This window comes from Nostoc sp., assembly GCF_054880495.1.
In genome coordinates this window covers 1-24,306 of record NZ_JBTYKD010000129.1, presented here as the reverse complement: position 1 = coordinate 24,306, position 24,306 = coordinate 1, and the positions used below count along the sequence as shown (strand labels likewise).

Here is a 24,306-nt window from a genome sequence, read left to right as displayed (position 1 = left end):
AGTGAGAGTGATCTGATTTGAAAGATTAATAAGTCGTTAGGTTAAAAAAGAGTTTTTACAATATTTGGTAACGCCATCTAGGAAAATCTTTGCTATTAGATATAGTTAAAAAATCAATAGTCTGAAACTGTCTATCAATAGCTGGAATACTGCATATTTTAGCTCCAATATTCAAATATGCCTGCAAAACTTTAGGGATTTCAACATTAGATGAATCTGGACAACTTTGAGGTAGTTCTAGACAAGATTGTGAATTTGGATAAACCAAAATACTTGGATGCATCAAGCTATTCTGCTGAAAATAATTATAAGCACAAGTAGCTTGCCAAGGGGATTGTGTTAGTAATGATGCACAGCCAAAGAAATATTGGTTTTTACTCCAGATAAGATAATTTGCCAGCCCTTCCCAGAGTAGCATAAGCGCCTGACTATTGCGATATTCTTTAGCTATACATGCACGCCCAACTTCAACTGATGCCTGAAGAACAGAATTAGGAATTGCATTAAGATTAAATATATCGGCAGCATCAAAGCCTAGTCTTTGAGAAGCCATTGTATAGGTTTGCATCCGATAAGTTCCAATTGTTTTACCCGTTTCTTTAGAGATCAGGATTAAATGATGGCAAACCGCATCAAACTTATCTATATCCATCTGGGTAAAGTTAGAAGCAGAAAATCCCAAGCCTAGTTCAAGATTAAAAACTTCAAAGCGCAACCGAAAAATTGATTCTAATTCTTTTTCGGTTGATGCCAGTCGTAGGATATATTTTTCAGTTTGAAGGACGGGAAAATCTTCAATAGTGGGAAGATTCAGTGAGTAATTAATGTTGCGTCCAGAAACTTCCATCTATCTTCCTACTTAGATTTGCGAAAATATTCTACTAGGATTTAGGCACTATACAAATAGCTCACATTATGCGTTAATGTGTCGAAGGATAAAAGAACCTCTAGAGAGCTTTTTTACTCTCTTGGATTCGGGGTAGGTGCTTTTATTATGGACATTAATTCCCAAAAAATCTGGCAATAAGATACAAAATTTTTCTTTGATATAGGCTATAAATACAAGTCAGCAAAGAAAGTCAAAATCAGGGCAGAAAGCCCCCGGATGAATCCAGGGGCTTGGATAATTTTGGTTGCGATGCCTGCGGTGTTTTCTCGTTGCCGATGCCTACGGCGGGCTACGCCTACGCAATCTGCGGTAAATGCACTCTAACAGGACTTAATTACGGTGATTATTGCTGTAGTGAACCCTTGTACCTGCCCAAAGCAACTTTTCCCGCAGCGTTTGATAGTAAGAATTGTTCTCGCGCAAAATAATAAATTTAGCCCGACAATCTGCCATCCGCACATCAACGCGGTGTCCTGGCCAAATTGAAGTCCCCAAAACCCCATCTGTCCACAGCTTGGTACTCAAATCGTAATCCCCCAAAGGCCAAATACTCACCACAGAACCAGGGGGTAAAACCAGGGGGCGACTAGAAAGGCTCATTGCACAAATTGGAGTGATGGTAATCGCCTCCATACCATCATGCATAATTGGCCCATTGGCAGAAACGGTGTAACCAGTGGAACCTGTGGGAGTAGCAATGATTAACCCATCCCCGACGTATTGATCAACTACCTCACCGTCGATTTCCATTTCCAGAATTGAAGTAATCATCCGGTCGGCGGAGGCGGGTTTAACACAAAACTCATTCAAAGCCAGGTACCGCTCACTGACTGGCTCCAAATTAGATCCATGACCCTCATATACCGCAGCTTGTAACATCATCCGCCGTTGGATAGCATAGCGATCCTCAAACAGCCGATCCCAAACTTTCTCGGTATCCTGAAACTCCTCCACCGACTCAGTTAAAAACCCCAGATGACCTCCCACATTCACTCCCAGAATTGGGATGCCAGCTGGGGCTAAATGTCTGGCACCAGTTAAAACAGTACCATCACCACCGAGTACCAAAGCGAGATCGATTGGTTGAGCCGCCGAGGCCAAAAAGACTGGATAAGGGTTGTCTTTCGGCCCGCTAGGCCCCATCAACACTTGGCACTGGCGACTTTCTAATTGTTTCGCACAGATTTCTGCCCATTCTTTACTCTGGGCATCCCGTGCTTTATAAGCAATGATTACCTGCTTGAGTTGCACGCACAATTACCACTTCAGGAGATTAAACTGCTCCATATCGACGGTATCGCGGTTGCGATAAATGGCCAGCACGATCGCTAAACCCACCGCCGCCTCGGCCGCCGCCACAGTGATCACAAATACTGTGAAAACCTGACCCTTTATTAATGTTGAGTCGAGGAAGTTGGAAAATGCCATTAAATTCAGATTAACAGCATTGAGCAATAACTCAATTGACATTAGCACCCGCACAGCGTTCCGGCTGGTAATTAAACCGTAAATGCCGATGCAAAATAAAGCTGCTGCTAGTAATAAAAAGTACTGGAGTTGCATGAATCTGGGTATTCCTCGTCAAAAAATCTGGCTTTTATCTGCAAATGAAGTCGCAAATCTTACTCTTTTGTTTCGCTGGTTGTTGATACCAGTTCTCTGGGGCGTTCTTGCAAAGTCAAAACAGTTTGCCGCAGATCGGATGGCGTTAGCTGGTCTGGTAAATACTCACGACGTGCCAAAATAATTGCTCCTACCATCGCTATTAGCAGCAAAATCGAAGCCAGTTCAAAAGGCAGTAAAAAGTCAGTGAAGAAATGTTCTCCAATCAAAACTATAGAACTTTCACCACCCACCACAGGAGCAGTTGAATAAGCCCAAGGAGTAGCCAGCACCATCGTACTTAAAAGACCAAACAATCCTACACTGACTATACCCGTTAGTACTTTCCGCACCCAAGAGTTAGGAAATGGTACAAAATCCTGCCGTTTATTCACCAACATAATGGCAAACAAAATCAACACGTTAATCGCCCCAACATAAATTAGTATTTGTGCAGCTGCAACAAAATCAGCATTTAGCAACAGGTAGATTCCCGCTATGCTGATGAACACACCCCCCAGCATAAAAGCAGAATAAACGATGCTAGAGAACAGCACCACGCCAATGGCCGCCCCAATCATCATCACGCCCAGTATGCCAAGTGATACTAACTGTACTCCTTCCGCTAGATTCACTGTTTTTTGTCCTTAGTCAATTGTCATTGGTCATTGGTCATTGGTCATTAGTTATTAGTCAAATAACAAAGGACAAATGACATTTATTTTTCTGTTTGTTCTACTAGGTCTTCTGGACGCGCACCTGCACGCGGCGCATCTGCGGGCAGTCCATGTGGTTCGAGAACGCCCTTGGGTAGGTAAACTAGTTCGCGCAGTGGTGTAACCATTGGGTCATCTGTTACCTTATAAGGCAGACGACCGAGGGCTACACTGTCATAGTTCAATTCATGGCGATCATAAGTGGCAAGCTCATATTCTTCTGTCATCGATAGACAGTTAGTAGGGCAAAATTCCACACAGTTACCGCAAAAGATACAAACTCCAAAGTCAATGCTGTAGTGGTTGAGTTTTTTCTTTTTGCTGGCTTTGTCGTATTCCCAATCTACTACAGGCAGGTTAATCGGACAAACGCGAACACAAACTTCGCAGGCGATGCACTTATCAAATTCAAAATGAATTCTACCGCGAAACCGTTCGCCAAGAATCAGTTTCTCGTAAGGATACTGTACGGTAATCGGACGCCGCCGCATGTGATCGAAGGTAACAGAAAGCCCCTGACCAATGTAACGCGCAGCTTGTACCGTTTCTTTGGCGTAATCACCAACTTGTTTCAGGAACTTTAGCATTGTGTTTGACTCTCTCTTTTGAAGCTATCAGCGTTATTTGTCCCTTGTCCTTTGTCCTTGATCATTAGTCATTTGTACTAATGACTAATGACTAATGACTAATGACTAACCGCCAAAGGCAAAGGGAAAGGCTAGTTTCAGGGCGGCGGTTAATAGGAGATTAACCAAACCAACTGGCAACAAAAACTTCCATCCTAAATCTAAGAGTTGGTCAATCCGTACCCGTGGCACTGTCCAGCGCAACAGGATGGCGACAAATACTAGTAAATAGGCTTTGAACACGGTCATAATGATACCCAAAGCCGCAGTTACTATTTGGAAGACGGGATTTGCTTCACTGACTCCCAGCCAACCCGCGATCAGGTTGAGGGGAAGGGGAAAGTCCCAACCGCCCAGGTAGAGGATTGCTACTAGTAAAGAAGAAAGGATCAAGTTAACGTAGGAACCCAGGTAGAAAAGACCGAATTTCATCCCTGAGTATTCAGTTTGATAGCCTGCTACCAGTTCTTCTTCCGCTTCGGGTAAGTCAAAAGGTAATCGTTCACATTCAGCTAGGGCTGCTATCCAAAAGATCAGGAAACCGATTGGTTGTCGCCAAATGTTCCAGCCCAGGATGCCGTAGCCAGACTGTTGATTGACAATATCAACGGTGCTGAGGCTATTAGACATCATAGCGATCGCTAACACCGCCAGCGCCAAAGGAATTTCATAGCTAATAGATTGCGCTGCTGCCCGCAATCCTCCTAAGAGGGAGTATTTGTTATTAGATGCGTAGCCAGCCATCAGCAAGCCAATGGGCTGAATGCTTGACAAGGCAATCCACAAGAATACGCCCATGCCGACATTGCTAATTACGATATTCTGCCCAAAGGGGACAATCAGGAACGACAGAAATACCGGAATTACAACAATAATTGGGCCGAGGGTAAACAGCCAGGGGTCAGACTTGGCTGGTACTATATCTTCTTTAAATACCAGCTTCAAACCATCCGCTACAGGTACCAGCAAGCCAAAAGGCCCCTGGTATTCTGGCCCAATTCGCTGCTGTGCGGCGGCGGAAATTTTCCGTTCTAGCCAAGTAGCAACTAATACCCCCACTGTTGCCCCAATCAGCATCAGGATCATTGGCAGGGGCATCCAAATCGCTTTGGCTGTTCCTGCTGGTATACCTAAATCCTTGACGGATTCAATAAAAGTTCCTTGGAGGTCAATTCCTGAATTCATGTTTCCGCTCTTTAAGACATCGAGTCATGGTGAGTTACAACTATTAGTTGAATTACAGCTATTTTCAGGTAAATAGACCACGCGGTAGGGGCACAGCAATGCTTTGCCCCTACGACAGATGTGGTTCAAATACATGATTTCTGCTGTAATACCTGTAAATTCACCCATTTATAATTTTTGCTGCGATCGCGCCTGATTGAAGATTTGTTGCCAGTTCCCATGCCTAGTATATCCTTGGATGGTTTTAGCACCCTGAAGCGAGATGAGAACTTCTACTTATGGTTGGCATTGAGATTGGCTATTGAGGAGACGCGGGGACAAGGGGAGTAACCATGCCCAACGCCCAATGCCCAATGTGAGTTAGCGTTGGTCAATGGGGGTATAAGTAACGTCGTGCAGACCGTTGTAAACCTGGGTAGGACGGAAAATCCGGTTTTCTGCTAGTTGTTCTTTCCAGTGGGCTAGCCAACCGGCAACGCGGGCGATCGCAAATATTGGCGTAAACAAGTCTGTAGGAATTCCCATCTTCCTGTACACCAAACCGGAGTAAAAGTCAATATTCGGATAAATCCCTTTGCTACCGAGTTTTTCCTCTACCACGCGTTCCATTTCTTGGGCAATATCATAGAACTTGTCATGCCCAAACTTTTCAAACAGTTGCTCTGCTAGACGTTGTAAGATTGTGGCTCGTGGGTCTTTCACTTTGTAAACACGATGCCCAAAACCCATAATCTTAGCTTTGCGTTGCAGACAATCCTCTATATAGGGACGGACATTTTCCACACAGCCAATTTTTTCTAACATCTGAATTACTTCTTCATTGGCTCCACCATGTAGGGGACCTCCCAAAGTTCCCACGGCACTAGCAACCACAGCATAAGGATCAGTTAAGGTGGAAGCTGTCACCCTGGCACTGAAGGTAGAAGCATTCATTGTATGCTCGACCTGAAGTATCAAGCAGATATCAAAAACTCGCGCCATCAAAGGATCGGGTTCTTGCTCATCGAGCATATATAGAAAGTTGGCGGAATAGTCTAAGTCATCACGGGGACGTACCGGATCATTGCCTTTTCGCATCAGTTGGAACGCCGCCACCATCGTGGGAATGGTTGCTATCAGGCGCACCACCGAATCTCGAATGTAGACAGGATTATGTAAATCTCGCAGCGAATAAAACAAGCCTAAAGCAGCAGCAGAGGCTTGCAAGGCATCCATTGGGTGACCGCTTTCTGGAAAGCATTTCATCATGTCCCGAATGCGGTATTTTATTCGCCTGTGGTAACGAACTTCATGCTCAAATGCTTTCAGTTCTTCCTTGGTTGGAAGTTCGCCCCAGATTAAGAGATAAGCAGTTTCCAAGAATGTACTTTTTTCTGCTAGTTCTTCAATCCGAATGCCACGATATTCTAGTATTCCCTTTTGCCCATCAACATAGCTGATACTTGATTGGGCGGCGGGAATGCCTTCTAAACCAGGCTTGTATTCGCACACCATCATGGCAACACCATTCGCTTTTTGAAATATCTGATCAAGCTAACTTACCAGAAATTATTGTCACCATAACAGTAGCCATTTTAACAACAATTGGAAATGTTGAAAACTGTTATAGCAGGTACTTGGGAGGTGTCAACCAAAACATCTGACTACGACCCAGAGGAGAACCTGTTTCTGGTAGTTTTATCCCAATCATACCTGCTTTTTTCAAGACTAAGCTTGCTTTGACTTCCCCCCATAGGAGATTTTCCGCCCAATTGGTCAAAGCAGGTTCATGTCCAACCAGTGCCAGTTGGGTATTTTGGGAATAATTTCTTGGCTCTAACCAGTCTTTGAGCCAACTAGAAATTTCACTATCGGGCGCAAGGTGGCTAGATTCCTCTAATTGGGAGCTTAGTTTTTCTGCTATGAGGATTTCAGCCGTTTGGCGGGCCCGCACTAAGGGACTAGTGAGAATCAAATCAAAGTTTAAACTCAATTTAACAAGTTGCTGGGCAACTTTCTCAGTTTTTTGCCGTCCTTCTTTGGTAAGGCTGCGCTCCTCATCCTTGATGCCTAATCCCTTGTCTTCGGCGATGCCATGACGAATTAAATATAGTTCCATACTTTTAGTTTGAAACATAACCTTGTACTTGATTCTGCGTTACTGTATTTAATACTCTTGCGGAAGCTGCGACAAATGGTTGACGCTGTGCCAAAATATCGAGGAACACATCGCTGTCAAACAACAGCCGCTTCAACTGTATTTTTCCTCTAAATAATCAACATAAGTTTCTGTCGGATTTTCTTGTACTAGCTGGATTACACCGATTAAACTCTGAGTCCAGGGGTCAAGATCGGTCAAAGGTTCTAAGGTTGGATTGAGAGGAATAGACGATAAGGTTTCTTGTTGAATTGATGCCAGAACAGACTGAACTAAATGCCAACGTTCTCTAATGGGTAATTGCAGCACTTGTTTTTGTAGTTCTGGCAATGTTAGAAGTTTTGATAACTCTTGCTGTGTCATCTTTAATACCTCTCAAAAAATGAAGATGGTTTTGAATTATTAAATATTAGGACACCATTTACACTGATCAAACCTCTGTTTCAAATACTCCTGCTTGGGATGGTAAATTTTATCTTCTGGAACTCGTAACTATACTAAATATAAGCCGTATATTTACTGAATTTAGAGTATGATATAGCGGTTGTTATAGGGTAAATAACCTTACGATTCTTGGTCAGCATTAGGATAAAAGTCTAAGTCTAAAATCTCATCAACAGAAAACGGACAAACGATCGCAAAGTCATCCTCTGATAAACCAGTCTCTACTATTGCCTCTCGCCGCGATCGCTGATAAGTAATATCAATCCACTCGGCATCATTTAAAAAACGCCGCAAGCTGGGACTTTCTTGCAGTAATTCATCGAGATTCAGTCGCTCACGGGTAATGGTCACTTGCCAACTGCGGCTGCGGTGTTCGGGTTGATACTTCCACTTCAGCAAATGCGACAACACCAACCGTAACGCGCTCTGCAAGGCACGCTGTTGACTCTTACCCAAGTCCACCACTTCCTCAATTAAGTGTTCTAAATCCAGCGTGTCCCAGTGGTGCGATTGTAAAAGCTCTGCTGTCTGCTCTACCCAAGCATGATAATCTTGCTCATATAGAGTTTTTAAGATTTGGAGTTCTATAGACTTCATGGCGCTCCTTCTTCGCAAATAAAATAGGTACGCGCAAGTTAATTTTATTTGTGCCTACATACTGAACATTAGGTACGAACTACATCCTCAATCAGTTCAGCCTCTGTTATAAGATCAAGATTCCCGACTTTTCTAAAAAGTCGGGAAATATGTTTATCACGAATAACTTATGACTCCTATTTGATTTTTGAACAAATTAAGTACTAATCGAAAAGGCTTATTCCCTACTGCCCACTCCCTATTCCCTATTCCCTATTCCCTATTCCCTATTCCCTATTCCCTACTCCCAGCCTACGCAAGTCAGTTCAATAATCAAAGCGGATTACTATATCTGACCAAACGCTTTGACTGCTGCATTAGTTAGGAGTTCTCCTCATCTCCTTGATCTCCCTCTATTATCACTGAATCGGATGATCTCTAGGATTAACCAACCTCAGCAGTTTTTGCTTAATTTGAGCATCGAATACTTCCCATTTCATTTTCGCATAGGCGGAATTTTCGTTGCTACCAGATAAGAAACCCATCGGAATTTCAAAGCCGCCTGCACTTGTCCTTCCACCGCCGAAAAAGCGCCCTGTGCTATCTTGCCCAAAGGCTTCTTTGATGAATTCATCAGGGTCAAGGGTAAGTTTGGTGGTTCTCAGCGAGCCAATGACTATTTCTAGTTCTTCGTCTTCATCGTGAACAATGCCATAAACTACGGCGGTGTGAACGTTTTCTTCGGTGACGAGAAAATCAGCCGCTTGGGGGATGGCATCGCGGTCATCATAGCGTAAGTAACCAACACCAGCAATGGAAAAGTTATTTTGGACGATGCGGTTTTTGAGCGATCGCTCGATCACATCCATTACCCGCTTGGAACGATTCGCCTGTAAAATGGCGTTCAGCAATTGGGCATCATAAAATCGGCTTAAATACGCAGCTGCCATAAAGTCTTCTTCTTGCGCTTGCATTAGCCGATTTGTATCCGATCGCAAGCCATGCATCAAGGCAGTAGCACATTTGACGTGTTGATTTATGCTGGTATCTAATCCCAGTAATCCCGTTTGCAGGTATTGAGTAAAAATTGTTGCCGTCGCTCTTACATAAGGGCGGACATCCTCAAACTCTGAGTGGAGATCACCTTGTATACTGTGATGGTCGATTAGGACTACTAGGGGAATTTTAGCCTGCTGCACCACAGATAGTAGCTGTGAAGTGGTTCCCTGGTTATCAATTAATACAAAACCTTGATAAGATGACAAATCTTTACTTTTTAAGGTTTGCTGCGTGCAGCGTTGGATAGGTAAATTAGTCAGCCTGACCAAGGCAATATTTTCTTGGTGGCTCAATGCGCCAGCATAAATGATTTCACATTTGATATCATATTGCTGGGCAATTAACTGGTAAGCCCAGGCACAGGAAAGGGCATCAGGATCAGGAAAATCTTGCAGAATTACCAGTTGGCGATCGTGTCGGTGCGCCAGAAGGGTTTTTTGCAGTTCTTCTGACTTTTGTTGTGCCAGAGAATTACCACGGTGAGTGAGATATATTGCTCCTTCACCTACCAATGGCGGTAATGACGGACTCTTAAATGCAACTTCCACTGGCGTTTTCTCGATTTCAGGTTCCTCTGGGTTTGGCTCTGTGGTCAATGACAAACTCTCAAAGTGAGTAACGGGAGAATTCAAGTACATAGGGAACTTTTTTAAAGTGTAAGGCTCCTTTAATTCAGAAATACTACGTTCAGCAATTCACTGAATTTAGCCACATTATTCTGATCTTCGCAAAAATATCAGGACATTGCACTATACATCTGAGTATATTTTATGTCAGTAACACCGCTCAACCAGCAACTAAATTCGACTAGAGGGCGTAGAAGTCCTGCAAACAAGGAAGTTTAGTATATTGGCTGTATCTGAGAGCATAAAACTCTTTTAGGAACTTTTTTTGTCTTGCGTAAATTCAACCAACAGGATTTTTATCTGACTTAGGGCATACTTTCTATCTTATACTTTAGGCTTAGTCCTTGATATTTGAAATATTTTTATGCTTAATACTCTCATTATTGTGGATTATTGAGCAATTAACAATTATTTTTGATGAACAACGCGTGTTTTCTATCCCCTTGGAAAATTCTGATAATTGTGAGTAGTGTTGGCTGCTGTCTTTCTTGCCTGGATTTATGCAGACTACTGTGTTGGTTACTACCGAAAAATGTGCATCAGAGTGCCTAGACAAATCCGAGCTAACAGACAATTTGTGAAAGCAAATGTATCCAACACAGCTTTAGCCATACTCTGAAAGTAAGCACGAACGCCAACCTGTGACTATTGCTTTATGCTTTTAGGATTAGGTTACATCATGTCAAAGACCTATAACATACTTTTGCCACTCTGTATGCAGTCCACTCTTCAGATGTTTGCTGACCTCGAAATAGAGACTGCTATAAGGTTGGCGAGGGGGATGACGCAAAGGCATATGAGCTTCGTGGGGAGTTCGACTGCCTTTTTTGACATTGCAACGGACACAAGCGGTAACAATATTCTCCCAGGTATCGCCGCCACCGCGCGATCGCGGTATTACATGGTCTAGGGTCAACTCATCTCCTGTGTAACCACAGTATTGACAGGCATGACCGTCACGGTGCAATATATTTCGGCGAGTCAGAGGAATTTCTTTATAAGGAACACGTACATAATGACGCAACCGGATCACGGTCGGCAACGGGAAATCCGCATAAAGGAATTTACCGTTGTGTTCCACGCGTTCTGCTTTGCCCTTGATTAACAGAACCGCAGCGCGACGCCAGCTCGTTATATTGAGAGGTTCGTAGGAGGCGTTTAAGACTAAAACTTTCCCCATTATCTGCGCTCAGGGTATGAGTTTAACAATATGTTAACACAAATACACCCTGCTAGGGAGATGAGAATAAATTATACTTTCGGGATAATTCGGAAATTAAGTTATGAGTTGAGAGTTAGAAGTTAGGAGTGAGGAGCGATGCCCTGAGCCTGTCGTTCGCGCAGCGTCTCGTAGAGAAGGGTTTGGAGTTAGGAATTAGGAGATGAAAAGGATTTGCCCTCATCCCCCAACCTCTTCTCCCAGATTTGGGAGCAGGGGAGCCAGAATTTCAAAGTCCCTCTCCCATATATGGGAGATGGATTTAGGGTGAGGGCGAAAACTACGGTTCTCAACTTAGATGAGGTTTAACTCTTAACTTTTACTTTAGTAACTCAACATCTTGTATCAATTCCAATATGAAAGCTAAACTTCCTATTTAATCTGATATCGCTTAAATGAGCGTGTATAGATAGATAATTTGGAAGTTTAGCCGTCATGGGATAGGAGTCAGTACAAATGTTGAGTCATAAACAAACCCCAAGTTTTGCTGATAGTCAGGAGTGTGATACCTACGCTTGGTTTTCCCAACGAGCCTGGGTAGAAATTGATTTAGGGGCGTTGTCATACAATGTCCAGCAATTGGTACAGTTTTTATCGCCGCGTACCCAGTTGATGGCAGTAGTAAAAGCTGATGCTTATGGGCATGGAGCGGTAACAGTTGCCCAAACTGTAATCCAATCAGGAGCTACTTGGCTGGGAGTCGCTACAGTTCCAGAAGCTATTCAATTGCGAGAAGGCGGGATTCAAGCGCCCATTGTGATTTTAGGGGCAACTCATACAGCAGAGCAGATTCAGGCGATCGCACATTGGAAACTTCAGCCCACACTCTGTAGTCCTAAACAAGCTTTGGTATTTTCCGACACTTTAGAATCGATGAATTATGGTTCTCCAGTGCCCGTACACATCAAATTAGACACGGGAATGTCCAGGTTGGGGACTAATTGGCAGCAAGCTGGAGAATTTGTGCAATTAGTGCAACGATTACCACATCTTGTCATTGCCAGTATTTATTCTCATTTGGCAACAGCAGATAGTTATGATACCACGACAATGGAAGAACAGCATAAAAGATTTGAGGACGCGATCGCCCAAATCAAAGCAATGGGAATTCAACCGCCCTGCTTACACTTGGCAAACTCAGCAGCTGCACTCACAGATCGGGCATTGCATTACGACATTGTGCGAGTAGGTTTAGCAGTTTACGGACTCTACCCAGCAACCCATTTACAAAATGCGATCGACCTCAAGCCCGTGTTGCAACTTAAAGCACGAGTCACCCAAGTTAAAACAATTGCCCCAGGAACGGCTGTCAGCTACGGTCATCAATTTATTGCCCCGCGTGAACTTCGCCTTGCCGTCGTCGGAATTGGCTATGCTGACGGTGTTCCTCGCAGTCTTTCCAACAAAATGCAGGCATTAATTCGCGGTCAGAAGGTGCCGCAAATTGGGACAATTACAATGGATCAGTTAATGCTGGATGTGAGTGCCATACCTAATATCCAAGAAGGAGAAGTAGTCACCTTGCTAGGGGAACAGGGAAAAGAACAAATTTCAGCAGACGATTGGGCAGAACAACTAAACACTATTTCCTGGGAAATTCTCTGCGGTTTCAAGCATCGTCTGCCTCGTGTTGCAGTCATGTAATTGGGGATGGGGCAATTCAATTTTGGATTTTGGATTGACGATAGCGGAGCGTTAGCGAGTATTCGAGCGTCGCGTCTTTTGGATTAAATTTCAATTCTTTAATCTAAAATCTAAAATTCTTACTCCCCCTTCCCATAAATAATTATTTATGGTATGATAGTAAACTGATGCGGATATGGCGAAATTGGCAGACGCGCTAGATTTAGGTTCTAGTTCCGAAAGGAGTGAAGGTTCAAGTCCTTTTATCCGCACTTTTAATAAATTCAATTGCCTTATCTAGGTCGATACTGATACTTGAGTTAAAACTTTAGGTATAGTTAAGCTGTTCCAGATTTAACTTGCATAATTAGGGCGGGCTTTCGGACCCACCCCACAAGAGTTCTGTTTAATTCGGTAATGCAAATTAGATGTTTTTGGGCTTACCAGCCTATTTACAGCACTTTGCAGGTAAATTAAGTACAGATCTTAATATGATAAATCTTGTGGGGTGGGCATCCTGCCCGCCCTTGTGTACCTCATTCAGATGAAATGTGCTGTAAATATTGCCTAAATAAAAATATGTTTAGTCAGCATAAGTAAGTCCGCCTTAATACAATATAGTTCAGTTAGACCTAAAAACCTTAGACTCCGTAGGTTGGGTTGAGGAACGTAACCCAACATTTTCGGGCATTTGTTGGGTTTCACTTCCTTCAACCCAACCTACTATTATCGTTAACCCAAGCGTATTGGGTCTTAATATAGCTATGTTAATAAATTTAAATGTAGGGGTACGTTATGTTCCTAACGCACCATTTCGAGTGCTTTCGGTGCCGTACTCTCGGCGGTAAAATACCCTATAAAAGATAAGTTTTGCATTCTGTTTAATTTACGTTTTTAAATGTGAATGTTAAAAAATAAACTTATCAATGTCAATAAATCAGTATTATTGCTGTGGTCAAGTTGAAGTTACTGAACACAAAGTGGCTTCATATAGTCCTTATCTGATTAAAATCTGGATTTTACTTAAGTAGAAATACAGTCGTTTAAATATCTTACCGTCAATAAAATCAGTATTATTGCTGTGGTCAGATTGGGGTTACTCAATGGAAAGTGGCTTCATCTACTCTTGGTATTTTTATGTCCTATTCTCGAAAGATATCTATAAATCTCGGTAACAGTAGGCAAATTAATTATAATTTACGAATTTACTGAGATTTGAGCATTTGAAAATAACGTTGCTGTCGTTGAGTTTCACCACAAACATAGATATAAATTCATGTACTTTGAAATACAAAAGTTTGATGCTTTTTACTTGATTTAAATCGTGGAATAACTCTGCACGAATTTAGCTTACATATATCGAATTTAGCTGAAATAAAGCAAATGAGCACAACTCCTATAGGTAGCTACAGGTTGTTCCAGAAACTACATCCGCTATCTCTGTTGGCACAGTTAACTAGTCGGCGTGCTACAGGTTGCTTAAGTATCTTTACTGGGATAGTTTCTTGGGCAATCTATCTAGAAGACGGTAAACTTACTTATGCCTCCTATTCAGATAAACTATTTGAGCGCCTTGATAGTCACTTGCGGCGCTTGAGTCAGCAAATTCCTGCTCTCAACAGCGCTACTCGCGTGCAGATGCGGCAGATGTTTGAGGCGAAGAATGAACATCAATCAATACCAAATGCAGATTACCAAGCTATTAGTTGGTTAGTAAATCAGGACTATATCACCTCTGTACAAGCAGCAAGCCTAATATACGAATTGGCAAAAGAAGTTCTGGAATCATTTCTGTGTTTAAAAGAAGGTAGCTATGAATTCAGTCCAGAAAACTCTTTAAATGAACTACCAAAGTTCTGTCACCTAGATTTGCGGTTACTTGTTGAACAGTGTCAAAAGCAGTTACGAAATCGGCAAAATATCCAGTCATCGATTCCGGCTGGTCGGGGTTCCCAAGTTTTGTCTACAACACAATTACAAATAAAAGTTGGGCAAAAATCACCGATTTCCATCAATTTTGATATTCCTGAGAATAATAAAAATACTCAGCCAACTGTTGGCAAAAAACTATATACAATTGCCTGCATTGATGACAGCCAAACAGTTTTGAATTCCATTAAACACTTTTTGGGTGAAAACACATTTTCAGTTGTGATGATCAACGATCCGATAAAAGCTTTAATGCAAATTCTTCGGAGTAAACCTGATTTGATTTTGCTAGATGTTGAAATGCCAAGTTTAGATGGCTACGAGCTATGTTCTTTATTACGGAAACATTCAGCGTTTAAAAATACACCGATTATTATGGTAACAGGTAGAACAGGCTTTATCGACAGAGCAAAAGCCAAGCTGGTGAGATCATCAGGATATTTGACGAAGCCTTTTACACAATCAGAATTACTAAAAATGGTTTTTAAGCATCTTGGTTAATTTAGGAGTCAGAATTTAATGCTAATTCCATTCTGAATTCTTATAACAAAATTAATATTTTTAATATGTTTTTTTAGGAGATTTAATAGTGAGCCTGACTTTATTTGGCACAATTATGATTGTAGAAGATTCTCCCAGTGAATTGGAATTAATGAGCTATTATCTTAAAGAAAGTGGTTACAAGGTAATTAAAATTTCTGGTGCAAAAGAAGCTTTAGAAAAAGCTGTATTAGAAAAACCAGATGTGATAGTTACTGATGTAGTAATGCCAGAAATGAGTGGATTTGAATTGTGTCGTTCTCTAAGAAGAAATCCGATTACTGCAAAAGTACCAATTGTGATTTGTAGTTCTAAAAATCAAGAAATTGACCATTTGTGGGCGATGAGACAAGGTGCAGATGCCTATATAACTAAACCTTACACCCGCGAACATCTCCTATGTACTATTAAATCAGTGGTAATTTAAATCAATGACTACTACAAACATTACACTTTCTCCAAAACTAACCTCAAATAACTTAGCAGATGGTTATCTTAAGTTTCAGTTAAATCAACAGACTACTGCTGTTTTATCAATGAGGCATACGCAAGAAGCAATTATTGTACCGATTGAATCTGTCACTTCAATGCCGAATATGCCCCCCTGCATATTAGGATTAATGAATTGGCGGAGCCGGATAATTTGGGTAGTTGATTTGCCAAGAATGCTCAATTTAGAATCTCTAGATTATCGACTGCGACAGTACAATGCGATCATTATTCGAGTGGAATCATTGTTATTAGCCTTTGTTGTACAAGAAATAAAAGGTACAACCAAGTTCGTACCTGATGCTATTCATTCTCCTATAGGACAAGTAGCATCCAGTTTAGTTCCTTATTTATGTGGATGTGTTGTGCAACAAGAAGAAATATTACTTGTATTAGATGCAGAGGCAATTGTGCAGTCTTCTATTCTCCGCAGTGATTAAGGTGTACTACTAAAAAATAGATTTTTAGTGTTCTTGTTCACATAGTTAGGAGAACTACTTTTATGTTTAATAAAACCAACACAAATCAAGCTAGTGGCGCTCAAAACCGAGCATCATTGATTTCATCCCAAAAAGCGATTGGGACTGTAGTAAAGCTACCAAATAAGCCGACTACTGGAACTGCTAATAATTCTTCTGGAAATCAGGGTATTGCCTATTTTACAAGGCTGGGATTGGTTAAAAAAGCGACTATTTTAGCGATCGCAATCGGTACAATACCAGTATTGGGCATAGGCGCGATCGCTTTTAGTTTTGCCAACAAATCAATTACTAAACAAATTACTCAATCTCAACAAGCCAAAGCCACTGACTTAAGTGATAAACTTAACCGTTTCATGTTGGAACGCTACGGCGATATTCAGGTAATATCAAGTTTGGCATTTTTGACAAGTCCCCAAGCTAGTGTAAGTACCACTACTCAAGAAAAGCAAGCAGTTCTAGATCGGTTTGTTGAAGCTTACAAAGCTTATGACAGCGTTGCTGTTTTTAATCGCCAAGGTAACTTGATTGTGCAATCCACAGGCGAACCCCTGGAGAATCAAAAAGACCGTACCTATTTTCAAACGGGGTTGCAAAAAGATGCTCCTCTAATCAGCAAACCTGAAGCAGCAAAAAACACAGGTTTAGTGAGCATTTATCTAGCTGCACCTGTTAAAGAGACAAGGACAGGGCAAACTATTGGCGTGGTACAAGCACGTATGCCCGTAAAATCTTTAGAGGAAGTAATCAAAAACTACGTAGCTAATGGACAACAATACTATTTGCTTGATGCTTCGGGAACAGTTTTCTTAAGTCCACAAAAGGAATTATTGGGGAAACCGGCCAAGGGAGAGTATTTTAGTTTACCTAAACTACTAGCAGTTAAAAAGGCAGATAGTTTTATAGAAGTTCCCAAAACTGGCAAAAAACAAGAATTAGTCAGCTACGTACCAGCCAGGAAGTTAGACGGCTTGCCTGATTTAAACTGGCAGGTACTTTTATCCACAGACACAGCAATTGTATTTGAGCCGCAAAGACAATTATTGTGGACTATAGCCATCGGTACGGCACTGACAGCATTTATTGTAGGTGCGATCGCATCTCAGTTAGCCAAACTTACTACACAGCCAATTCTAAATGCAAGTGCGGCATTAGCAAAGCTTGGTCAAGGTAAATTTAATACCCGTCTCGAAATCGAAAGAGAGGACGAATTAGGGCTATTGAGTGCAAATATCAACCTTATGGCCGAACAATTGCAAGTCTTAGTTAAGGAACAAGAACTCGACGTTGAAGGGGCAAAATTACTCGCAGATATTACCCTCCGAATTCGGCGAATTCTCAAAACTGAAGAGATTTATCACGCAGCAGTCAAAGAAGTTCAGCGATCGCTAAAAACAGATCGGGTAATCATTTATAGTCTAAATGCAGATACTTCGGATGGTGTTGTCGTAGCTGAATCGGTAACTGATAATTATAATTGGCCGAAAATGCTCGGAGTGCAAATTGACGATCCCTATTTTCGGGAACGTTATATAGAAACTTATCACTATGCACAGGTGCAAGCGATCGCGAATATTTATCAAGACCAAAGCCTGAAAAATGCCGGCAGTTACATCCAACTATTAGAAAAATTTGCTGTCAAAGCTAATTTGATTGTACCGATTTTTGCCCAAGAGCAACTTTTAGGTTTATTAATTGCTGATAATTGCGAAACTCCTCGTGTTTGGCAACAGCCGGAAATTGACTTGTTTCAACAGATAGCAACTCAAATCGGCTATGCCTTAGAACAAGCCAAGTTATTAGAAGAGATAGAACAATCTAGAAATGTTGCCGTAATCGGCTCAGGCGAAGAACGACAACAAAAAGAAGCACTGCAACACCAACTTTTAGAACTACTCAGTGATGTAGAAGGTGCAGCTAGAGGCGACTTGACAGTGCGTGCAGACGTGACATCTGGGGAAATAGGTACTGTTGCCGACTTTTTCAACTCGATTGTGGAAAGCCTCCGCGATATTGTTACCCAAGTTAAACAAGCTGCTACCCAGGTAAATACTGCCATCGGCTCTAATGAAGGAGCCATCCGCGACTTAGCAGAGGAAGCACTCATACAAGCTGCCGAAATCAACCGCACTCTCGATGCTGTTGACAAAATGACCAAATCCATGCAATCAGTAGCCGAAAGTGCTGAAAAAGCTGCCTTTATTGCTAACCATGCTACTCATACCGCTATCAAGAGTGGACACGCGATGGATTTGACAGTACAAAATATCCTCTCTTTGCGGGAAACAGTTGGTGAAACTGCTAAAAAAGTCAAACGTTTGGGAGAGTCTTCTCAACAAATTTCTCGCGTGGTGTCTTTGATTAACCAAATCGCTATTCAAACTAACTTACTAGCGATTAATGCCGGTATTGAAGCCGCGCGTGCAGGTGAAGAAGGTCAAGGTTTTGCCGTAGTTGCTGAAGAAGTCGGCGAATTAGCAGTACGAAGTGCCGCAGCAACCCAAGAAATTGAACAAATTGTTGAAAATATCCAACAAGAAACCAGTGAAGTGGTGCAGGCGATGGAAATAGGAACCATCCAAGTAGTTGAAGGTACCCGCATTGTGGAGGAGGCTAAAGAAAGTTTGAGGGAAATTTTGGATGTATCGCATCAAATTGACTCCTTAGTGCAATCAATTTCCAGTGCAACTGCTTCTCAGGTAGAAACATCCCAAAGTGTCAGCCAATTGATGAAAGATATCGCTGCTGTATCACAACGCACCAGCGATTCTTCTCGCCAAGTTTCCGAATCTCTGCAACAAACTGTGGAGATTTCCCAGCAGTTGCAAGAGACTGTGGAGACTTTCAAAGTTAGTTAAGTTTGTCATTTGTTATTTGTCGTTTGTTAATGACCAATGACGAATGACTTTTGTTATTTGTCCGTTGTCATTTGTCCTTTGTGCTTTTACCAATGACTAATGACCAATGACCCTTTGGGTTCGCCAGTTGCTCATGGGGGAAACCCCCATCGCTTTTAGCGTCTCCCCAACACTTGGAGACGCTGCACGAAGGGAGAAGACTGCACTGGCTCACTAATGACCAATGACCAATGACTAAGGACAACAACTATGCTAGAAGACAAAGAATTAGAAATCCAGATGCAGTTTCTGGAAGAAGCAACTGATTACTTAAATACTTTAGAAGGGGTATTGCTGGAAATCGATACTACTAACCGTATCGATTTAGATAAAATCAATGCTGCACTCCGGGCGACTCATTCTATCAAAGGTGGCGCGGGGATGATGGGATTTAGATCGTTAAGTGATTTAGCCCATCGTTTGGAAGATTCCTTTAAAATTTTAAAAACTAAAAAAAATTCTCTCGAAATTGATACTCAGTTGCAAAGTTTATTGCTATCTGGAGTTGACTGGCTGCGTCAAATTGTCGAATTGCTTGCAGAAGGAAATGTTGTCGAAGATCAATGGTTAGAAACCTTTTGTTACCCAATTTTTGATGAGTTGCACGATCGCTTGGGAGACCCCAGCCCTGAGGATGCCTCAACCATGCTATCCCCAGAAGAGGGACAAGACGTTATCCCCTTGCTATTTGGAACAGAAGTAGAAGAGTGTTTGCAGCGTCTAGAATCTATATTGGCAGATAGCGAACAGCCCGGCTTGCATGAAGAAGTTGTGATTATGGCGGTTGAATTGGGCGGTTTGGGGGAAATGCTCCAGTTGGCAGCTTTTACCAAGCTTTGTGAGTCAATAACGCAGCAATTGGAAACTGTTAGCAGCGATCGCATTCCCGAAATTGCCCAGTTCGCATTGCAAGCATGGCGGCGATCGCAAGCTTTGATACTCACAAATCAACTAGATAACTTGCCTACAGAAATTGACTTGAGTATAACTACTCAAGTCCAGCCACTATTAGAAGCAGAAGTAATACCACCGTTTCTCCCCACAGATACAGAAGTAGTATCAACATTTGTTTGGCAACCAGAAAACATAAGAGAAAATTGGACTAATGATCAAGCGTTGGCGCAGCCCACACTTCGACCCTTTGGCGCAGGCTCAGGGCAGGCAAGCTCAGTGACCACCGCAGGTATGGCAGCTAATTTTACATTTGTGGATGCAGAATTTACAGATGACGTAAATGCTGGCAATGTCACTGAGCAAAATACGATATTCGCTAGAGGAAATAATCCTATTGATGGTAGATTTAGCGAAAGCAAAGGAGAACAGGCTGGTGTTAGTAAAGAGCGCGAAATTCATGAAAATAGTGTCCGAGTTCCTAGCAAACAATTAGAGCAAATTAATGATTTATTTGGGGAACTGGTTCTTCAGAGGAATGGGTTAAACTCGCAACTAGAGAGATTACGCAAACTCGTTCGTAACCTGAACCAGCGAGTACAAGTTCTCGACCGAGAAAACCAGAATTTACGTACAGCCTACGACAAAATTTCTACTCAAGCTACGATGTCTGCTGGGGTGCAAGGGGAAAATGGCCACCAAATCCAAGGTACAGAGAGGGAATTTGATGCCTTAGAAATGGATCGCTATAACGAATTAAACCTGCGATCGCAGGAAGTTATGGAAACCATTGTTCAGGTACAGGAAGTCACAACTGATGTGCAACTCAGTGTAGATGATACAGACCAAATTGCTCGTAAAATAAACAAAACATCAAAACAGTTACAGACCAAACTAAATCATATTCGGATGCGGCCGCTGTCCGATTTAATCGAACGTTTTCCTAGAGCTTTGCGCGATTTAAATGTAGAGCATGGGAAAAATGTCCAGTTAAAAACTGAAGGTGGTGACACTTTAATTGAACGCAGCATTTTAGAAGCTTTAAACGAACCTTTAATGCACCTGTTAAGGAATGCTTTCGATCATGGTATTGAAGACCATACCACCCGCCGCCTTTTGGGTAAACCAGAACAAGGATTAATTGAAATTAAAGCTACCCACCGCAGTAATCGCACCCTCATTACCATACGTGATGATGGTTGGGGCATTTCTCTGGAGAAAATTCGCACCCGCGCCTTAGCTATGGGATTGGATGCTTCTCTACTTGCTAATGCTAGTGATGAAGAACTGTTATCACTAATTTTTGAACCAGGTTTTACCACCTCCGAAAAAGTCACACCATTATCTGGTCGCGGTGTCGGTATGGATGTGGTTCGTAACAACCTCAAACTAATTCGAGGAGATGTCACAGTTGATACGGAACCAGGAGTTGGTACTACCTTCACCTTATCAGTACCATTTGCACTTTCCGTTGCCCGAGTTCTGCTAGTAGAAATCAACAAAATGGTATTGGCATTTCCCACAGATGTCATTTCAGAAATATCTTTACTCCAAAACGAGCGAGTTTTCCAAATGGCAGGTAGCGAAGTTCTAAATTGGCAAGGAACGATGCTGCCACTGATTCGCTTGACTGGCTATTTAGAGTTTAATTGTCTGCGCTACGATAGCTCAGAACTGGAAATACCGGCAGCAATTAATGCTAACAGCGTGTTAGTAGTCAAAGGTAATAATCAGCCAGTAGCAATCCAAATAGACCGTTGCTGGGGTGAACAGGAAGTTGCTATTCGCCAAGTCGAGGGAAATATACCTTTACCTGAAGGCTTCAGCAATTGCACAATTCTCGGTGATGGTCGAGTAGTGCCACTAGTTAATGTCAATGAATTGCTGTATTGGATTGCTACGAATCGGCGCACTAAGAGAGGCACTCAATTACCATCAGCAAGGTTAAAAACACCGTTCCTCATATTTGATGAAGAGAAAATCTCAGCCGCATCTGTTAAGCAGAAAGGCACAATTCTAATTGTAGATGACTCAATTAATGTTCGCCGCTTTTTAGCCCTGACCCTTGAAAAAGGAGGATATCAAGTAGAACAAGCTAAAGATGGTCAAGATGCCTTAGAAAAACTCCATAATGGATTGAGAGTTGAGGCAGTGATTTGCGATATTGAAATGCCTCGCTTAGATGGTTATGGCTTTTTAGGTAAGGTAAATTCAGACGTGGATACAAAAAATATCCCAGTCGCTATGCTGACTTCTCGTAGCAGTAATAAGCATCGGCAACTGGCTATGCAATTGGGTGCCAGAGCTTACTTTTCTAAACCTTATAACGAGCAAGAATTACTCCAAACGCTGGAGGAAATAATTCATTCTGTCGCAGGAAAGGGCGCGTCTAATTGAATTCATAATTAGGTTTAAGATATTTTCGTAGGTGCGTTAGCAAGTGCCTTGGCGACTAGAAATCGCGGCTATACAGACTTGTATTGAGCGGAGTCTAAATACAAAATCCGCACTTCGACAAGCTCAGTGACCACCTGCGCGGGTTAAAACGACTGAGTTATATTCAGTAATAATCGCCTAGCTTTTGCGTCATACTATTTGTGTCAATTGAAATAATTTCTACATAAACTCAATTTGTAGTTAATTTATGGTAACTGTAACACTGACGGCTGTTGCTACTGCGATCGCAACTACACTTTGGACTAAAGCGCAAGAGAAAATCGGCGAAAACATTGGTGGTGCTTTATGGACGGCTCCTGGTAAGTTAATCGGATTACTCCGCCAGAAGAATAAATCGCCATTACTCACCACTGCTGTTGAGGAAAATGAACCGCAGCGATTAGATTATGGTCAAGCAGTGCTGGAACTAAAAGCAGCAGCAGACGCAGATTCAGAAATTGCTCAAGCTGTTGTGGAAGTGGAAGCAGCAGCAAAAGCAGAACCAAAACTCACTCAAAAAATTCAAGAAATAGAAAATACCCTCAAGTCTCAACAGCCAACCATTCAAAATCTGACACAGCTAGCAGAAAAAATTGGGGTTGTAAATCAAGGACAGATAAATAACCAAACTAATAACTTCACGATTTGACTACAGCCGTCTCAAGGGGAGGATGGGACAAAGTTAACTCCAGATGACTGGCGTAAAGTCTGCCGTGAAATGCTGACAGAACGGCGAAAGCTGACTACAAATCCTTTGACAGAAGCCACTGAGCAACTGAAGAAAGATTTTGTTCTTCAGTTTGATCAAAATAATGTCTGGCTGCTGCTAGATGGGTTAGATGAGATGTCCGCATCTTCAGGTAATCCTCTAACAGAAATTGCACGGCAATTCCGTGAAGGAGGGTCAATTTCTAAAGCGCGAATTGTGCTGACTTGTCGGGTTAATCTGTGGGATGGCAGCATTAATGCACTTGATGATTTTGACACCTATCGCAGTTTAGATTTTTCTTATCCAGAACAGGTCGAGAGATTTATTGATAAATGGTTCAATAAAATTGAAATTCCCGAAACTGGGAAGCAGTTATGCACTGCGTTGAAAGCATCAGGTAAAGAACGGATTCAGGATTTGGTGAAAAATCCTTTGAGATTGACGCTGCTGTGCTTAAATTGGCAATCAGGAGATGGCAAATTACCCAATACTAACTGCTGCAATCAACTAATCTGGATGACTCCACCCGTAGGCTGGCAGTAGATAGCTTAGAGAAAATCGGCACAGGCAATGAAATTGCGATCGCCGCCTTGGTGCAACTGCTGCAATCAACTAATCTGGATGACTCCACCCGTAGGCTGGCAGCATCAAGCTTAGAGAAAATCGGCACTGGCAATGAAATTGCGATCGCAGCCTTGGTGCAACTGCTGCAATCAACTACTGTGGATGACTACACCCGTACGCTGGCAGCATCAAGCTTAGAGAAAATCGGCACAGGCAATGAAATTGCGATCGCTGTCTTGGTGCAACTGCTGCAATCAACTAATCTGGATAAATACACTCGTAGTCATGCAGCAACAAGTTTAAAAGAAATTCTACAGGATAATCAGCATCACATTGCGGTAGTCAAAGCTTTAAGTGGTTATTGGCAATTAGATTACTCTTACTACGATTTAGCCTGGAAATGCGCCCAGAATATGCCTTACCCCGATTTCTATCAAGCTTGGCATCAGTATAATTTTGCTACTCGTGCGATTCAAAGCTTAAAGAAAATCCTCTTCACAAGAATAATTTAAGTACTTTTGCAGCACCGACGTTACAAATGAAGTTCCCGTGATAAAAACAGCTTGTCACTCATTACCAGTAAACCAAAAAGTTTTCCCAAAAGCTCTAACCACGATGGATGTGGCAGATATCACCAACAAATGAGTACAGAGAAGTAAGTATTATGCAA

At 42.1% G+C, this 24,306-nt stretch carries 23 protein-coding genes and 1 tRNA gene; 11 read left to right on the top strand and 13 right to left on the bottom strand.

The features are described 5' to 3' along the window. Nucleotides 1–55: 55 nt before the first annotated feature. The 6 genes from ACYTXL_RS13865 to nuoH all read right to left on the bottom strand — a co-directional run bounded on the left by ACYTXL_RS13865 (nt 56) and on the right by nuoH (nt 5,018). Nucleotides 56–847 carry a GNAT family N-acetyltransferase gene (locus ACYTXL_RS13865; protein ID WP_461925258.1) on the bottom strand — a complete coding sequence of 264 codons (792 nt, stop codon included), beginning with the start codon at nt 845–847 and terminating at the stop codon, nt 56–58. Nucleotides 848–1,219: 372 nt separating this feature from the next. Continuing rightward, nucleotides 1,220–2,140 carry an NAD(+) kinase gene (locus tag ACYTXL_RS13860; RefSeq protein WP_461925257.1) on the bottom strand — a complete coding sequence of 307 codons (921 nt, stop codon included), beginning with the start codon at nt 2,138–2,140 and terminating at the stop codon, nt 1,220–1,222. A gap of 6 nt (nt 2,141–2,146) precedes the next feature. Next, nucleotides 2,147–2,452 carry an NADH-quinone oxidoreductase subunit NuoK gene (nuoK, locus tag ACYTXL_RS13855; RefSeq protein WP_006199065.1) on the bottom strand — a complete coding sequence of 102 codons (306 nt, stop codon included), beginning with the start codon at nt 2,450–2,452 and terminating at the stop codon, nt 2,147–2,149. Nucleotides 2,453–2,511: 59 nt separating this feature from the next. After that, nucleotides 2,512–3,126, bottom strand: a complete 615-nt coding sequence (locus ACYTXL_RS13850) for an NADH-quinone oxidoreductase subunit J (protein ID WP_334909353.1) — start codon at nt 3,124–3,126, stop codon at nt 2,512–2,514. An 83-nt stretch (nt 3,127–3,209) separates the two neighbouring features. Continuing rightward, nucleotides 3,210–3,794 carry an NAD(P)H-quinone oxidoreductase subunit I gene (gene ndhI / locus ACYTXL_RS13845; protein WP_292794924.1) on the bottom strand — a complete coding sequence of 195 codons (585 nt, stop codon included), beginning with the start codon at nt 3,792–3,794 and terminating at the stop codon, nt 3,210–3,212. A gap of 105 nt (nt 3,795–3,899) precedes the next feature. Continuing rightward, on the bottom strand, nt 3,900–5,018 hold the full coding sequence (gene nuoH, locus ACYTXL_RS13840; protein ID WP_334787433.1) for an NADH-quinone oxidoreductase subunit NuoH: 1,119 nt from the start codon (nt 5,016–5,018) through the stop codon (nt 3,900–3,902). A 177-nt stretch (nt 5,019–5,195) separates the two neighbouring features. Here nuoH and ACYTXL_RS13835 point away from each other — a divergent pair, with 177 nt between their 5' ends. Continuing rightward, nucleotides 5,196–5,348, top strand: a complete 153-nt coding sequence (locus ACYTXL_RS13835; protein ID WP_292794928.1) for a hypothetical protein — start codon at nt 5,196–5,198, stop codon at nt 5,346–5,348. 30 nt (nt 5,349–5,378) lie between these two features. On the opposite strand, the gene ACYTXL_RS13830 is transcribed toward ACYTXL_RS13835, so the two are convergent. From ACYTXL_RS13830 to ACYTXL_RS13800, 7 genes are all read right to left on the bottom strand, one after another. Then, the gene (locus tag ACYTXL_RS13830; RefSeq protein WP_461925256.1) at nt 5,379–6,515 is read right to left on the bottom strand and encodes a citrate synthase; all 1,137 of its coding nucleotides are present in this window, start codon (nt 6,513–6,515) and stop codon (nt 5,379–5,381) included. Between the two features lie 106 nt (nt 6,516–6,621). Beyond that, nucleotides 6,622–7,116 (bottom strand): phosphohistidine phosphatase SixA, encoded by a 495-nt coding sequence (gene sixA / locus ACYTXL_RS13825; RefSeq protein WP_461925262.1) that lies wholly within the window; start codon nt 7,114–7,116, stop codon nt 6,622–6,624. A gap of 4 nt (nt 7,117–7,120) precedes the next feature. Then, a complete protein-coding gene (locus ACYTXL_RS13820; RefSeq protein WP_461925255.1) occupies nt 7,121–7,252 on the bottom strand; it encodes a PIN domain-containing protein in 132 nt (43 codons plus the stop codon). Next, entirely contained in the window at nt 7,249–7,518 is a 270-nt protein-coding gene (locus ACYTXL_RS13815) for a hypothetical protein (protein WP_461925254.1), read from the bottom strand. The genes ACYTXL_RS13820 and ACYTXL_RS13815 overlap by 4 nt, the downstream gene beginning before the upstream one ends. 201 nt (nt 7,519–7,719) lie before the next feature. Continuing rightward, nucleotides 7,720–8,196 (bottom strand): DUF29 domain-containing protein, encoded by a 477-nt coding sequence (locus ACYTXL_RS13810; protein ID WP_461925253.1) that lies wholly within the window; start codon nt 8,194–8,196, stop codon nt 7,720–7,722. Nucleotides 8,197–8,594: 398 nt separating this feature from the next. Beyond that, a complete protein-coding gene (locus tag ACYTXL_RS13805) occupies nt 8,595–9,872 on the bottom strand; it encodes a DHH family phosphoesterase (RefSeq protein WP_461925252.1) in 1,278 nt (425 codons plus the stop codon). 670 nt (nt 9,873–10,542) lie between these two features. Next, a complete protein-coding gene (locus ACYTXL_RS13800; protein WP_292794940.1) occupies nt 10,543–11,040 on the bottom strand; it encodes an HNH endonuclease in 498 nt (165 codons plus the stop codon). Between the two features lie 495 nt (nt 11,041–11,535). On the opposite strand from ACYTXL_RS13800, the gene alr reads away from it, so the two are divergent. The 10 genes from alr (at nt 11,536) to ACYTXL_RS13750 (ending at nt 24,148) form a co-directional block, all read left to right on the top strand. Continuing rightward, the gene (gene alr, locus ACYTXL_RS13795; protein WP_461925251.1) at nt 11,536–12,723 is read left to right on the top strand and encodes an alanine racemase; all 1,188 of its coding nucleotides are present in this window, start codon (nt 11,536–11,538) and stop codon (nt 12,721–12,723) included. 169 nt (nt 12,724–12,892) lie between these two features. Then, nucleotides 12,893–12,974, top strand: a tRNA-Leu gene (locus tag ACYTXL_RS13790). 1,111 nt (nt 12,975–14,085) lie between these two features. Beyond that, nucleotides 14,086–15,132, top strand: a complete 1,047-nt coding sequence (locus ACYTXL_RS13785; protein ID WP_461925250.1) for a response regulator — start codon at nt 14,086–14,088, stop codon at nt 15,130–15,132. A gap of 88 nt (nt 15,133–15,220) precedes the next feature. Further along, nucleotides 15,221–15,598 carry a response regulator gene (locus ACYTXL_RS13780; RefSeq protein WP_461925249.1) on the top strand — a complete coding sequence of 126 codons (378 nt, stop codon included), beginning with the start codon at nt 15,221–15,223 and terminating at the stop codon, nt 15,596–15,598. A gap of 4 nt (nt 15,599–15,602) precedes the next feature. Next, nucleotides 15,603–16,100 (top strand): chemotaxis protein CheW, encoded by a 498-nt coding sequence (locus ACYTXL_RS13775; RefSeq protein ID WP_461925248.1) that lies wholly within the window; start codon nt 15,603–15,605, stop codon nt 16,098–16,100. Nucleotides 16,101–16,162: 62 nt separating this feature from the next. Next, nucleotides 16,163–18,997, top strand: a complete 2,835-nt coding sequence (locus ACYTXL_RS13770; RefSeq protein WP_461925247.1) for a methyl-accepting chemotaxis protein — start codon at nt 16,163–16,165, stop codon at nt 18,995–18,997. A 249-nt stretch (nt 18,998–19,246) separates the two neighbouring features. After that, a complete protein-coding gene (locus ACYTXL_RS13765) occupies nt 19,247–22,324 on the top strand; it encodes a response regulator (RefSeq protein WP_461925246.1) in 3,078 nt (1,025 codons plus the stop codon). 247 nt (nt 22,325–22,571) lie between these two features. Beyond that, on the top strand, nt 22,572–23,012 hold the full coding sequence (locus ACYTXL_RS13760) for a hypothetical protein (RefSeq protein ID WP_461925245.1): 441 nt from the start codon (nt 22,572–22,574) through the stop codon (nt 23,010–23,012). A gap of 69 nt (nt 23,013–23,081) precedes the next feature. After that, on the top strand, nt 23,082–23,615 hold the full coding sequence (locus ACYTXL_RS13755) for an NACHT domain-containing protein (protein ID WP_461925244.1): 534 nt from the start codon (nt 23,082–23,084) through the stop codon (nt 23,613–23,615). Then, nucleotides 23,567–24,148, top strand: coding sequence for a HEAT repeat domain-containing protein (locus ACYTXL_RS13750; protein WP_461925261.1), 582 nt, complete (start codon nt 23,567–23,569; stop codon nt 24,146–24,148). The genes ACYTXL_RS13755 and ACYTXL_RS13750 overlap by 49 nt, the downstream gene beginning before the upstream one ends. The last annotated feature ends 158 nt before the right edge of the window (nt 24,149–24,306 follow it).